Origin of the sequence: Pseudoalteromonas sp. B62 (assembly GCF_037162565.1) — a bacterium.
Taxonomy (GTDB): Bacteria; Pseudomonadota; Gammaproteobacteria; order Enterobacterales; family Alteromonadaceae; genus Pseudoalteromonas; species Pseudoalteromonas fuliginea.
The window spans coordinates 1753268-1767051 of the sequence record NZ_JARLVB010000002.1 but is presented as its reverse complement, the minus strand read 5'-3'; the positions used below and the strand labels follow the sequence as shown (position 1 = coordinate 1767051).

The window sequence follows — 13784 nt, the reverse complement described above, 5'->3', positions numbered from 1 at the left end:
TAAAGATGCCTTTTATGCCCACCATAGCCAATATGTTGCAACAATACGCCGAGCATAATCAATTACTCAGCTTTGAAGGCACCATGGAAACTATTATTCCAGGCGTGTATTTTCATCGAGCAACTAAAAGCTCGCCGCGTCAGCCGCTTATATATAACTCAGGTATTATTATTGTTGGACAGGGTCATAAAATAATTCACTTTCCTGAACATCAAATAAGATACGGTGCAGGGGACTACTTAGTCCTTGGCGTACCGGTGCCATTAGAATGTGAAGCATTTACCGATAACGATTTACCCGTTATGGGCATTGCCATAGATATAAACCCTGCAATGCTACACAAACTCGTTAATCAAATAATGCAGCATAAGCCTCTTTCAGCGTCATCGTCGTCAGCACAAATTGGCGCAGTGCAGTCGGCAACTCTAGATACAGCAATGGAGCTCATTACCCATCGGCTATTGACTGTTTTAAATAACCCACTTGAGGCAGAAATATTTGGCGAAGATATAGTAAAAGAATTGGTATATCGCGTACTCTGCGGCCCTCAAGGCAACACTTTAATAGGCCTTGCGATGCATGATGGGCATTATGCTCGCATAGCACGTACGCTCTCCACTATGCACAGTAGTTATGCAAACCAAATAACTGTTGAAGGTTTGGCGGAAGATGTAAACATGAGTGTATCGTCGTTTCATCGCGCCTTTAAGCAAATTACCTTTGAATCCCCTCTACAGTACTTAAAAAAAGTACGCTTGGCTAAAGCAAAAGAACTCATTACTGCCAGCGGCAGTAAAGCCAATGAAGCCGCGTTAAGAGTAGGTTATACCAGTCCATCGCAGTTTAGCCGTGAGTTTAAACGCCTCTTTAATAAAACACCTAGCGAAGTATTAACTCAGCTACATAGCTAGCCCACAAAAAAGCCACTATAAAAAGTGGCTTTAAATAGCACGAGTGAAAAACTATACTTTTTTAAATAAAACCTCTGGGTTAACCATGGTTTTCATTTCAAGTACATTGCCATTTGGATCTTCAATAAAAAATGTTTCTTGCTCAAACTCATCACCAATAAAGCGACGGTAAGGTTTATCAAGATACTCTATACCCGCACTTTGTATTCGTACTTTTAACGCGTTAAAGTCGGTTTCTGATAAATGAATACCAAAATGCGGTACAGCTACAGCGCCCATATCTACGTCGTGGCGCACTGTAGGAAGACGCTCAACACTTTGATGCAATGTTAACTCGTTACCCCAAAAGTCGATATCAACCCAGCGACCCTCTTCACTATTACCGGTTTTACAGCCAAGTACGTCACAATAAAATGCTTTAGTGACTTTTAAATCGCCAGCTGGAATAGCTAAATGCAAACAGTTAGACATAAATTACCCTTGGTTAACTCTTTTAATATACTAAATTACCCGCATTATACATAAATCTTAATTTATAGAACATTAACAGCCATATAATTAAGCATATTTAATACTTTTAAAATGATTAATAAACAACCTTATTAAAGTTAGTGAATACTTATGCAATTATATTTGCAGGCAGTGCTTTAAAACCAAAAAGGGTTACTTTAAAATGCGTGGACTATGATTAAATTCTTATCTTTAAAATTCATCACTTTTTTTATGGGTTTTATATCCTGCTTTGTGATGCATACAACATTTAATGTTCCATTAGTGATTTCGGCCGCATTAACTGGGCTCATTGGCTCGTTTATACCGTTTCCTAAAAACGTTAAAAATCACCCTTATGCTGCTATTTATGCCGGTAGTTTTGCTGGCATGTGCTCGACTAATTTAATTACTAGTTATTGGGAGATTGTAATTATCTCGCTTATAGGTGCTAGTTTGTATGTGCTTACTATGAACTTATTTACTGGTTTTGGCGGCAAGTTAGGTGGTGTTGCTTTTGCAAGTGTTGCAATATTTGTATTAGCTAAAGGGATTGTATTATGAGCCTTGAATATCCGTTAATTGCGCTGCTAGGGGCATTTTTAACGTTTTTTTTAGCAAAACATAATCGCTTTGATGCCATAAGAGCATCAGCTGCGCTTTCAATTGTTGCCTATCTACTTCTTAGCGTGCTTAACTTAAACCCTGAGCTTTACAGCATTGTGTTTTTTGGCGGCACATTTATAGGCATGAGCGCCCCACATCGCTTTGGTATATATACTGTAACTAACTCAGCCATTATTTTTTCAATACTCTTTGAGTATTTAGTTCCAAGGCTCGATGGCTATGGCGGCGCACTTGGCATTAGCGCGTTTTTGTCTGTATGTATTTGCCATACTTTTATTCTACTAGGCGCACCAAGAAGTAAAAAATAGTTAGGGTTTACGAGAGCATGTGGGGTAACCAAATAAAACGTTTAGCTTTGCTTTAATACCTTTTACTCTATAGATGCTTTTTATCAAATAGTTCCATTGGTGAAATGTTATTTTAAATGGGTTGTTAGTCTTTAACTGTCCTACGATGCCATATTTACAGGTTTTATTTGGGTCTTCCTCAACAAAGGTGCCAAATAATTTATCCCAAATAATTAATACACCCGCAAAATTTTTATCCAGGTAGCCTGCATTAATTGCATGATGCACTCTGTGATGAGAAGGTGTATTAAACACCTTTTCAAACCAACCAAGCTTATTCACTATTTGTGTATGCACAAAAAACTGATACGCCAAGTTGAGCGCCACAACAGTTAGGACTGTCATTGGGTCAAACCCGATCAACATCATAGGTAACCAAAATATCCACATGCCCACCAAGGGATACATTAAGCTTTGCCTAAACGCGGTAGTAAAATTCATTTTAGTGGAACTATGGTGTACGACATGCGCCGCCCATAACCAATGAATATGATGTGATGCTTTATGAAACCAATAGTACAAAAAGTCTTGCAGTAAAAAAGCACATAAAATAGAAAATACAGAAAGCTCTATATCAAACAAGCGGTATCCGTAAAGCCAATAAAAAAACGGCATGAGTATAATTAATGAAAGCGCATCTGCTCCTTGATGCATTAAAGCCAAAACCGTATTAGCTAGGCTGTATTTTATACTGTAATAACGCCTAAACGCTATAAATTCAAATACTACAAAGGTTAAAAATACAGGGCTTAAGGCAAGTAAAATAATTTCAACACTCATGTTGTGCACTCCTTAAAATAGCGCTCTAATTTTGTAAGTGCGTTTTTAATATCTTTTTTAATGAAAAATTTAAGTATAAAACTGGGCATCCACCAAGGTGAAATACACTGTATAGAATAAGTAAGCTCAGTAGAGATAAATGCCTGCTTTTCGATAACAGTTAAATAAATATCACCTTGATGAGCAGCCACAGGCTTATTGCCCACAATTTGATAGCAAATGTGATTATCGCTAGCACTTATAACTTGCTCAGTAAAAGTATACCCTGATGTTCTAACTTGCCTCACGGCTCCTTTTCCGCCGCTTATCTGCCCGCAATTTTGCGGTTTCAATAATAAAAATTGAGCGTTAAAAAACCTATTTAAACGTTCATGATCAAGCAACACATTAATTATTTCAGTGGGAGGAGCCGCAAGGTTTTGTTTTAAATTTATTAATATCACTGCTATAACCTTAAAAATTATTCACCTAGGGCCCGTTTATCTTTCTAAGTTAAATTTGCAGCCGTATGCTTGGTTTTTAGGCAAGGCTGCGCCCATGTTGTGTGGTTACTTCCCATAAATAGACGATAACGCAGTATAAATACCAAACATGATCTCCCTTTGAGTTCGTCCTAGGGGCGGTAGCAGGATACGGAACTTTGCTCAGCTTTTAGGATGTAAGCCAGATCGGTAACACATGAGTAGGTACTTAGCCTTTTAGGTTACAAACCTCGCGCTGCGATTAAATTGCCCCTAAATAGAACAAACTTTAATCCCCAAAGGTCAATAGGTCCTAGCATAATAAAATTTTACATGGCAGACTTGCTCATACACGACCATTTTTTAGCTTTAGACGACAAATGTACTCACTTGCTGATCATTACTTTTCAAGTACTCTTGATTACTTACAAAGCCAAGGTATAGCCAATGAAGTGGCTTTGAAGGCCATCAAATTTACTGAGTACAGTGATAATAAAGCACGACAATTCGCACCTCGTATTACCTTAACAAGTTACAACGCATTACTTGAATATTCACAAAAAACACTTAACGATCCCCTGTTCGGCTTTAAGCTTGGGCAGCATATTCGCACAGCAAATTTTGGAATTTTAGGTTACTTAATAGAATCAAGCGATAGTTTAGCCAGTGCTATACAGGTACTTTTAAATTATGACAGTTTGGTCGCTGACATAGGTAAATCACAATTTGAGCAGCTCGGCGATATTGCAATTATTCGCTGGCTACCGCATCCAAGTTGTAACGAACAGGTTATTTTGCGTAATATGACTGCTTGGGTATGTGTAATACGTCAATTACTTAACTCCAAACTATCTCCTAGTTCAATATGTTTTACGCATCACTACTCAAAAGAACATTTAAATACATTGGCTACGTGGTTTAATTGCCCTGTAAGCATAAACGCTAAGTACAATGAAATTTCATTCCCGAGTAGTTATTTAACCCTGCCATTTAAAACCGATAACGCAGCAGTTCACTTAGCACTTAGGCAAATATCAGAGCAGCAGCTTTCTAACTTTAAAAGCCAGCAACATGTAAGCGAAAAAATTAACCATATGCTTATGGCAAAAACCGACTTGCAAGAGTGCGACTTAATACGTACTGCAAATGCGCTAAATATCACGCCAAGGACTCTTCAACGGCATTTAAAGCTAGAGCAAACATCCTTTGCAATATTACTCGAACAAGAGCGTAAAAGACGTATTCCCTTATTAATAGGAACACAATCCTTAGCCAATTTAGCTTTATCACTCGGCTTTAAAGATCAGAGTTCGTTTAATCGGGCATTTAAACGCTGGTACTCATATAGCCCTATTAAATATTTTAAAATGCAAATAGGTAAATAAACCTCCAATATAAAATTTACTTATTTCATATATTTGAGTATATATTTCAGACAAGAGTCTTTAAACTCAAGACATTGTAGTTAAAAAGATTATTGCTATGTATTTGCGTATTGTAGTTAATGCCCTTGTATTTATGTTTTGTAGTACGGTAAACGCAACTAGTCCACTTACCTTTATTGCCGAAGATTTACACCCTTATCATTTTCAAAACGAAAACGGTGAAGCAGACGGAGCCTCGGTAGATATAGCTAAAGCAGTATTAAGAGAAGCTAAGCTAAACGCGAAGTTTGAAATAATGCCTATGGCGCGTGCTTCCCATGAATTAAAAACCAACCCTAATACTATTATGCTCTCTTTTTAAAAACCCCTGTTAGGCAAAATCAATTTAAATGGTTAGGTGCGATATACTTTACAGATGCGTACTTAGTTAGTTTAAAAGATCATAAAGATAATATTAGCCATTTAAATCACGCCAAATTTTACAAAGTAGCAACCATTCGCGGTTATACGAGCGCCAAATATTTAAAAGATATGGGTTTCGAAGAAGACAAAAATTTAATCTTAGTTAGTTATTATCAGCAGCTATGGCAAATGCTCTACAAAAAACGTATCGATTTTGTTGTAGTGAATACACTTACTTTAAATAATGAATTAAAAATGTCCGGGCTTGATCCTAGCTTAATAGCTAAACGAGTTCATTTAACTGATTTTCCTTCAACCCTCTATCTTGCTACTAATAACCAGTTTGATGAACAAACAGCCATCGCAATATCAAAAGGGCTAAAAACGCTAAAGGTAAATGGCAAGTACCAAGCTATTTTAAAAAAATGGCAACTCCCCTCCCACCTACCATAAATTAAATGTAATAAAGCTGCCCTATACTCCTCACAAAGCTTGCTAACTCTCACTTTGCCATGGCTATTATTAAGACTAAAAAAGGTATTAAACTCAGCTACCAAGATGAAGGCGATAAAACAGCACCAGCTATTATTTTAATTATGGGGCTTGGGGCGCAAATGATAGTTTGGCCAGACTCGCTCTATTATGGTTTAGTAAAAAAAGGCTTTAGAGCGATTAGATTTGATAACCGTGATGTCGGGTTATCTAGCCATTTAGATGATTACAAAAATCCTAGTTTATTTAAAACATGGTTAAGTAAGTACTTACCTATACGCTCGAATATTCCTTACCTGCTTGATGATATGGCTGATGATGTACTCGCCTTAATGGCTGCACTTAAAATAAAAAAACGCATTTAGTTGGCGCATCAATGGGTGGGATGATTGCCCAAATTATTGCAGCAAAACATAAAAAGAAAGTACTTAGCTTAACCACAATAATGTCGAGTAGCTCTACTTTTAAGCCAACAATAAAAAGTTTAAAGGTATTTTTAAAAGTATCTAAACTGCAACCAAAAACACTAACGCGCAGTGCCGCTATAAACTACAACATTCAGTTAAACCAACTTATTGGTAGCCCAGCTTACCCACAAAGTGAAGAATTATTAAAAGAGCATGCAATTAAAATAATTGACCGCTCATATAATCAAAATGGCTATAAACGCCAACTAATAGCCATAGCAGCCAGTAAAAACAGAGCCCAGTTAATAAAAAAATAAAAGCGCCTACGTTAATTATTCATGGTAATGCCGATATAGTTTTTCCATCTATTGAAGGTGAAAAAACGGCTAAACTCATTAAAAAATCGAAGTTAAAAATTATAGATGGTATGGGTCATAACTTTGTACCAGAGCTTACGCCTAAAATGACAAAGTGGATTGCTAAGCATATAAAAAAGTCTCAACGAAAGTATTTAGAAAAATTACGCAATAAAAAACACCAACTGGTTAACCAAAATGAATTTTCAAAATAAGATTTAATTATAAAAAACACAAAATTGGTAAGTTTTAATTTTTAAATTGATATGTTAGATTGAAGTTAAGCGATGTCTTTACCGCACAATTTTTACTTCATCACACAGAGACAATAATGATAAAAAATACATCCACATTTAAACTTACGGCTTTAGCCGTTATCACACCTCTACTTTTTACGGCTTGTTCAAGTACCCAAAGCACTAATCAGCAAAGCGATGCGCCGGTACCTGCAACAAAGTTTGATTTATCACACTGGAAAATAAATGTACCAGTTGATTTAAACAACGACGGTAAAATTGATGAAATAGATGTAGAAGAAATTCAGACTTACGCACACCCTGATTTTTTCTATCTTGATGATAAAGGCTACATGGTATTTACCTCGCCTAATAAAGCGCTTACAAGTGCTAACTCTACTAATACTCGTAGTGAACTTAGACAAATGATCCGTGGATCAAATACTAAAATTAAAACTAAACACTCTAAAAACAACTTTGCTTTAGCTGTACATCCGTTATCTGACCGATTTGGTTCTGTTGGTGGAAAAATGGAAGCAACGTTAAAGGTAGATCATGTTGCGCTACGTGCAACTGATCCTGATAAAAAAGCAGCTTACTCGGTTGTTGTAGGACAAATTCACGCAGGTAAAGATCAGGCACTTATTGATACCAAGCTTGGTTATGGCTGGGGCAATGAGCCACTTAAAATATATTACAAAAAATGGCCAGGGCACAAAACAGGCTCAGTTTTTTGGAACTACGAACGTAACTTAGCTAAAACAAATCCTGACCGTACAGACATTACTTACCCAGTTTGGGGTAATACATGGGAAAACCCTAACGAGCCTGGCAGTGCCGGTATTGCGCTAGGTGAAGAATTTAGCTACACAGTAAATGTGTATAAAAATGTTATGCACCTTACATTTAGCGCACAAGGCAAAGAAGACGTTAACTACTCTATTAACTTAGGTAATAACGTAGATGCTTATGGCAAAGTGGACGAAAAAGATCACCCACATGGCTACGCCGCAGATTGGCATTACTTTAAAGCCGGTGCTTATAACCAATGTAGTACTAAAAGCGCGAAAGGTATTTGGTACCCAGGTTGTTTAGGTACTGGCGATTGGACTACAGATAAACAAAATGGTGATTACGCTCAAGTAAGCTTTAGTAAACTAGCGTTAAGCCCAGCGACACCGCCAACAAAATAACTTATTAGCTTAGGCAGTCTCAGATAAGTAATTTTTTAGTGATGTAAACAGTGGCGTTGGTAGATTATTAATATCGCACCAGCGCCACTTTAAACATTTATTAGGCTCTTTAAGCTCAGGCTCTCCGCCTTCAAAATCAGCTTTTACATACAGCGTAATATAGTGTTTGTTCTCTGCTGTAAAAATATCATTGGTAAAATCAAGCTTAGTAATTTTACTTACCTTTAAACCTGTTTCTTCAAACACTTCTCGTATTGCACATTGCTCAACACTTTCACCAAACTCTAAATGCCCACCAGGTGTTGCCCATGTATTAGCACCATGCGCGCCAATGCGTTCACCTAGTAAAATTGTGTTTTGATGCTTTATGATAACCGCAACCCCTACTCTTACTACGTTACTCATATCGTGTTTTCTCTTATTTTTACTGCCTGCCATGCTGAACCACACGCTTTGTATTGTCAATTTTGTATTTTTAAAACCAGTGTGTTGATTAACTTTCAACCGACCAAGGTCGAATAGCTTGCTTGCTAAAAAAAGCCTACATTTTGTAAGGTCTCTCACACACAAATTTAGCTTTAGGAGCCTTACATGTCAGGCGAATATAAACAGCAATATAATGGCTTTAAACAAAACCCAGCCCAATTTTGGCTCGAACAAAGTAAAAATATTCCATGGTATAAAACCCCCACAACAGCATACACACAAGACGACGACGGGCTTTATCATTGGTTTAGCGACGGGCAATTAAACACCAGTTTTTTAGCGCTAGACCAACATGTTATTGCCGGATTTGGTAAGCAAACTGCACTGATTTACGACTCTCCAGTCACTAACACAAAGCAAACTTATAACTACTCACAACTACAACAAGAAGTTGCTAAATTTGCAGGCGTAATGCAATCGTTAGGTGTTACAAAAGGCGATCGCGTTGTTATTTATATGCCCATGATCCCACAAGCTGTTATTGGTATGTTGGCGTGCGCTCGCCTTGGTGCTATTCATTCTGTGGTATTTGGTGGGTTTGCTGCACATGAATTAGCTGTACGCATTGACGATGCCAAGCCCAAACTTATACTTAGCGCCTCATGCGGTGTTGAAATAAACAGCATTATTGAATACAAACCACTTATTGATAACGCAATAGACTTAGCTACGCACAAAGTAGAACACTGCGTTATTTATCAGCGCCCACAAGTAACCGCCACTCTTAAGCCTGAACGAGACATAGATTGGACTCAGGCAATGCAAACTGCTGCAAGCGCAGATCCGGTGCCTGTAAATGGAGATGATCCACTTTATATTTTATATACCTCAGGCACGACAGGCACACCCAAAGGCGTAGTGCGCGAAAATGGCGGTCACGCAGTGGCAATGCAATACAGCATGGCAACCGTTTATGGTATGAAGCCCGGCGACGTATTTTGGGCAGCGTCTGACATTGGCTGGGTAGTTGGGCACTCTTATATAGTTTACGCGCCGCTAATGTATCGCTGCGCAACTGTATTATATGAAGGTAAACCCGTTAAAACACCCGACGCCAGTGCATTTTGGCGCGTGGTTGAAGAATATAAAGTAAATGCATTATTTAGTGCCCCCACCGCATTTAGAGCAATCAAAAAAGAAGATCCAAATGCTGATGGTTTTAATCAATACGATACCTCTAGCTTAAAACGTTTGTTTTTAGCAGGCGAGCGATTAGACCCTCCCACTTACGAGTGGCTTAAAGAAAAAACCAAACTGCCAGTGCTCGATCATTGGTGGCAAACAGAAACCGGCTGGGCTATTGCTTGTAACCCTGTAGGGCTTGAGTACTTAACAACAAAACCGGGCAGCTCTACCGTGCCTACTCCAGGTTTTGACGTGCGAATATTAGATATGGATGGCAATGAATGCGCAGCTAACGAGCAAGGCGCCGTGGTAATCAAACTGCCACTACCACCGGGTTGCCTACCAACAATTTGGCAAGATACCCCGCGTTTTAAAGCAAGCTACCTAAATGAATACGAAGGTTATTATTTATCTGGCGATGGCGGCTATATTGATGAAGACGGCTACCTATTTATTATGGGCAGAACCGACGACGTTATAAATGTAGCAGGGCATAGGCTTTCTACCGGCGAAATGGAAGAGATAGTAGCCGCGCACCCTGCTGTTGCTGAATGCGCTGTTTTTGGTGTAAACGATCCTCTAAAAGGGCAGCTTCCTATGGGAATGATCGTGCTTAAAAATGATTTTATGGGCTCAAGTACCGATGTAGAGCAAGAACTTATACAAACCGTAAGAAACCAAATAGGCGCCATAGCGTGCCTTAAAACCATTATTAGCGTAGAGCGATTACCCAAAACACGCTCAGGTAAAATACTGCGTAAAAATTTACGCCAACTAATTGATGGCGACAAACTGCAAATTCCTTCAACCATAGACGATGCAGGTATTTTTGAAGAAATAAACCAACAAATTTCACTACGTTGATCCAACAAGCTTTCATAAAGCCATTTTTAAAAATGGCTTTTTTTTGTATAAAAATAAGATAATTACAAATATTTAAAGTAAAGTATTAATAGCAACTATAATAAAAATATACCCATAACATTTTAGGAACTATGAATGTTTGTTTTAAGTAAAAAGTATCTATCTGCTAAAAATGATAATGAAACACTTTCCAAAAAAATTGAAGAGTTAATCACTCAGAACGAACAGCTAACACAAAAGAATAACTCTTTAGAGCAACAAATAAGCCTCACAAAAGGCGAACCTGAAAGTCAATTTACCGAAAGCTTACTCGCAAGCTCAATAGACTGTATTAATCAAATTGAAGGTGTACGCCAAACAGTACTCGAGTCTTACTCAACCATCGAACAAGAAAGCCAAGTTAGCTACAAAATAAACGATCTTTTAAACAACTCAAACAACTCGTTAAATCATATTGTTAGTGAAATGAGTTTAATGACCCAGAGAATGGGCAGCATGAGCGAAAATATTTCGGGCCTTTCAAACTTAGCAGGTAATATTAATACGTTTGTTTCTACTATTACTAAAATATCTGATCAAACAAATTTATTAGCATTAAATGCAGCTATTGAAGCAGCCCGAGCAGGCGAAGCTGGTAGAGGCTTTAGCGTTGTAGCTGATGAAGTACGAGTGCTGGCAACTAACACCAATAAATCAGCTCAAGAAGTTGCAGATCTTGTTAAAGAAATAATAGAAAAAACAGACGAAACCGTTAATTCAGCCGACGATATACAAAAAAACAATGCACAGCTTTCAACTAATTTTGAATCACTAAATAGCGACTACGCATCCATTATTAATTTTTGCACAAACATGAAAAACACCATATCGCAGGCTTCTATTCGCTCATTTATTCAAACCGTTAAGTTAGATCATATTGTATGGAAAGGTGAAGTTTATGCGGTTGCCAATGGCAAAAGTAATAAATCGATAGACGATTTTACCAATCACACTATGTGCCGTTTAGGTAAGTGGTATAAGTCTGATGACTCTAGTGAATATAAATCGTTAAATGCATTCAAACAAATAGATAAGCCTCACAGCGAAGTACACAAAAACGGCGTACAAGCTTTGCAATTAATTGAGCAAGGGAAAAAAGCAGAAGCTATTAAACACATACACTTAATGGAATCTGCCAGTGAGCAAGTAATACAATTACTCGATCAGCTAGTTAGTTAAAACCGTTAGTGGGATAAGTTAGCCTTAGCCCACAACCTTTCCTATAAAAAATTGAAATATTTTACTTATTTGCACTTTCTTACTTAACTAACCTATATAAATGTTAAACAGGAATGTGTATGCCTCGCTTGCTACAAAAACTATTAACCACAACCTTATTATTTATAGGCTTTGCCACACAAGCCTATGAAATAGAAGACTTGGGGGACGGCTTACACCGCTTTATAGACGACAGACACCGCTCAGTATTTTTAATCACTTCTGAGGGCGCGATTGTTACCGACCCACTTAATAAAAAAGCCGCCACCTGGTTAAACGAGCAAATTAAAACTCGCTATAACGTGCCTGTAAAATATGTAATTTATAGCCATAATCACAGCGATCATATTTACGGCGCCGAGGTATTCAAAAGCCCGCACACCACGTTTATAGCGCATAAACTCGCTGCGCAAGATATTAAAAATACACAAATGAAAACGGTAGCGCCCAGCCTTATTTTTGATGACGAGCTACTACTTACCCTTGGTGAGTCAACAGTAAAACTTAACTATCATGGTCCAAACGATGGTCGCGGTTCGGTTAGTATATTATTCGAAAAGCAAAAAACGTTGTTTGTAGTTGATTGGATTGTTATTGGCAGAATGCCGTGGCAAAAGCTGTGGAGTTACGATATCCAAGGCATGATTAACTCAACTCAAGCAGTACTCAAATACGACTTTGATACTTTTGTAGGCGGACATGCCGACATTGGCAACAAAGCTGACGTAACACGTTACTTAAGTTATATAGAGCAACTTTACAGCCAAGTAACCGCAGGCGCACTTGCAGGGCAAAGCCTTGATGAAATAAAGAAAAATATAAAGTTAGATCAATTTAGTGACTTTAAACAGTTTGATGCATGGTTACCACTTAACATAGAAGGCGTGTACGAGCGTTTAATGGAAGAGTCAGGCATGGGCTGGCGCAGCGATCTATAAGCTTTAGTCTAATAATCATTGGTATTGCCGTATTTAACGCAATACCAATGTATTCATTAATTAAATAAGGTTATTACTGATCAAACCTTTTTAATCTATCCCAATCACTTTAATCAGTAACCTACATATAAACCGAGTAAGTAGTACTCCAAAAGCTCGCTAACGTTGCCAACATTTACTGCGCCTAGTTCATTTACACAAACCCACGCTTTAGGGATAACCATGCTTTATAGGCTGGGTATATTTAGGTATTTAAAATTGATCAGGCTACCAAGCATTCATAGGGATTTTTAAAGGTACTTGGCTACCATCTTCATTCTCTAAAAGTAATTGTAAAATCTCTCCAGACTCCTTGCGCATTAATTCTTTTGCTTCACTGGCAGGGCAGCCTGGAATTTTACAATTTTCTATAGAAATTATTTTTTGCCCTGCAACAATCCCTGCTTTTTCAGCGGGTGAATTAGGTTCTACTTTTTGAATAATAAATGACGTTACCGTCGGGCTAAAAAAACCATCAGTTCCAACGTTCCCTAAAACTCCAAGTTTAACCTTCTCTGCAGCCAAGGCATTGAAAGAAGTAATTGAGATTAAAATAATTATGAATTTGAACATATGAATTAACACTCCATGTAAGTCTAACGTTAATATTTTTTACTATTTATAGTTTTAACAAATTACTTAACACATTGCTACCACTAAGTTTTTTATATTCTCAGCGTTACATTAAATATTTTAGATATAAAAAAACTCAAGGATTAAAAAAGCGTATTAACTAAAATCGACCACCACTTCATAACGCCCAGGCATATCGTTTACTTCGTATACCCAACCGTGTCGTTTTATTATTTTTTCGCTTAACTCCAGCCCTAAACCGTAGCCAATATTGGCAGGCTTGTTTTTATTATTAGTAGCGTGCCGTATTAGTTTGTACGCTGTATTTACTATAGAGATCTCGCTGCGCAATATACCATTACCTTGATAGCTTGACTGGCTGCTTCATGCAGCAAGCGTACAACTAAGCGCAAGTA

14 protein-coding genes and 2 pseudogenes are annotated in these 13784 nt (G+C 37.7%); 10 read left to right on the top strand and 6 right to left on the bottom strand.

The annotated features are described in order from the left end of the window. The first annotated feature begins 14 nt into the window (after nt 1–14). Nucleotides 15–911 carry an AraC family transcriptional regulator gene (locus P4S71_RS12475; protein WP_149606459.1) on the top strand — a complete coding sequence of 299 codons (897 nt, stop codon included), beginning with the start codon at nt 15–17 and terminating at the stop codon, nt 909–911. 51 nt (nt 912–962) lie between these two features. Here the strand turns inward: P4S71_RS12475 and P4S71_RS12470 are convergent, their stop codons facing one another. Further along, nucleotides 963–1382 carry a VOC family protein gene (locus P4S71_RS12470; RefSeq protein WP_007378226.1) on the bottom strand — a complete coding sequence of 140 codons (420 nt, stop codon included), beginning with the start codon at nt 1380–1382 and terminating at the stop codon, nt 963–965. 276 nt (nt 1383–1658) lie between these two features. Here P4S71_RS12470 and P4S71_RS12465 point away from each other — a divergent pair, with 276 nt between their 5' ends. Both P4S71_RS12465 and P4S71_RS12460 read left to right on the top strand, forming a co-directional pair. Continuing rightward, complete coding sequence (locus P4S71_RS12465) at nt 1659–1964, top strand: hypothetical protein (protein ID WP_007378225.1); 306 nt, start codon at nt 1659–1661, stop codon at nt 1962–1964. Beyond that, a complete protein-coding gene (locus P4S71_RS12460) occupies nt 1961–2335 on the top strand; it encodes a hypothetical protein (RefSeq protein ID WP_007378224.1) in 375 nt (124 codons plus the stop codon). The genes P4S71_RS12465 and P4S71_RS12460 overlap by 4 nt, the downstream gene beginning before the upstream one ends. On the opposite strand, the gene P4S71_RS12455 is transcribed toward P4S71_RS12460, so the two are convergent. Both P4S71_RS12455 and P4S71_RS12450 read right to left on the bottom strand, forming a co-directional pair. Beyond that, on the bottom strand, nt 2336–3154 hold the full coding sequence (locus tag P4S71_RS12455; RefSeq protein WP_337150773.1) for a sterol desaturase family protein: 819 nt from the start codon (nt 3152–3154) through the stop codon (nt 2336–2338). Next, the gene (locus P4S71_RS12450) at nt 3151–3597 is read right to left on the bottom strand and encodes an SRPBCC family protein (protein WP_337150772.1); all 447 of its coding nucleotides are present in this window, start codon (nt 3595–3597) and stop codon (nt 3151–3153) included. Before P4S71_RS12450 ends, P4S71_RS12455 begins: the two co-directional genes overlap by 4 nt. A gap of 398 nt (nt 3598–3995) precedes the next feature. Here P4S71_RS12450 and P4S71_RS12445 point away from each other — a divergent pair, with 398 nt between their 5' ends. The 4 genes and pseudogenes from P4S71_RS12445 to P4S71_RS12425 all read left to right on the top strand — a co-directional run bounded on the left by P4S71_RS12445 (nt 3996) and on the right by P4S71_RS12425 (nt 8086). Continuing rightward, nucleotides 3996–5000: an AraC family transcriptional regulator gene (locus tag P4S71_RS12445; RefSeq protein ID WP_033040214.1), complete on the top strand. Its 1005-nt coding sequence runs from the start codon at nt 3996–3998 to the stop codon at nt 4998–5000. A 97-nt stretch (nt 5001–5097) separates the two neighbouring features. Further along, a pseudogene (locus P4S71_RS23140) lies at nt 5098–5855 on the top strand (substrate-binding periplasmic protein). Nucleotides 5856–5914: 59 nt separating this feature from the next. Next, nucleotides 5915–6872: pseudogene (locus tag P4S71_RS12430) on the top strand (alpha/beta fold hydrolase). 116 nt (nt 6873–6988) lie between these two features. Beyond that, a complete protein-coding gene (locus tag P4S71_RS12425) occupies nt 6989–8086 on the top strand; it encodes a polysaccharide lyase family 7 protein (RefSeq protein ID WP_008135105.1) in 1098 nt (365 codons plus the stop codon). Nucleotides 8087–8095: 9 nt separating this feature from the next. Here P4S71_RS12425 and P4S71_RS12420 read toward each other — a convergent pair whose 3' ends face one another. Next, a complete protein-coding gene (locus P4S71_RS12420; protein WP_198403019.1) occupies nt 8096–8491 on the bottom strand; it encodes a nucleotide triphosphate diphosphatase NUDT15 in 396 nt (131 codons plus the stop codon). A 186-nt stretch (nt 8492–8677) separates the two neighbouring features. Here P4S71_RS12420 and P4S71_RS12415 point away from each other — a divergent pair, with 186 nt between their 5' ends. The 3 genes from P4S71_RS12415 to P4S71_RS12405 all read left to right on the top strand — a co-directional run bounded on the left by P4S71_RS12415 (nt 8678) and on the right by P4S71_RS12405 (nt 12756). Then, complete coding sequence (locus tag P4S71_RS12415) at nt 8678–10561, top strand: propionyl-CoA synthetase (RefSeq protein ID WP_337150771.1); 1884 nt, start codon at nt 8678–8680, stop codon at nt 10559–10561. A 135-nt stretch (nt 10562–10696) separates the two neighbouring features. Beyond that, entirely contained in the window at nt 10697–11779 is a 1083-nt protein-coding gene (locus P4S71_RS12410; RefSeq protein WP_337119882.1) for a methyl-accepting chemotaxis protein, read from the top strand. Nucleotides 11780–11898: 119 nt separating this feature from the next. After that, on the top strand, nt 11899–12756 hold the full coding sequence (locus P4S71_RS12405; RefSeq protein ID WP_337150770.1) for an MBL fold metallo-hydrolase: 858 nt from the start codon (nt 11899–11901) through the stop codon (nt 12754–12756). A 267-nt stretch (nt 12757–13023) separates the two neighbouring features. On the opposite strand, the gene P4S71_RS12400 is transcribed toward P4S71_RS12405, so the two are convergent. Together P4S71_RS12400 and P4S71_RS12395 are read right to left on the bottom strand one after the other, a co-directional pair. Continuing rightward, a complete protein-coding gene (locus tag P4S71_RS12400; protein ID WP_033029951.1) occupies nt 13024–13368 on the bottom strand; it encodes a PDZ domain-containing protein in 345 nt (114 codons plus the stop codon). Nucleotides 13369–13524: 156 nt separating this feature from the next. Continuing rightward, nucleotides 13525–13719 carry a hypothetical protein gene (locus tag P4S71_RS12395; RefSeq protein WP_262501057.1) on the bottom strand — a complete coding sequence of 65 codons (195 nt, stop codon included), beginning with the start codon at nt 13717–13719 and terminating at the stop codon, nt 13525–13527. Nucleotides 13720–13784: the final 65 nt, after the last annotated feature.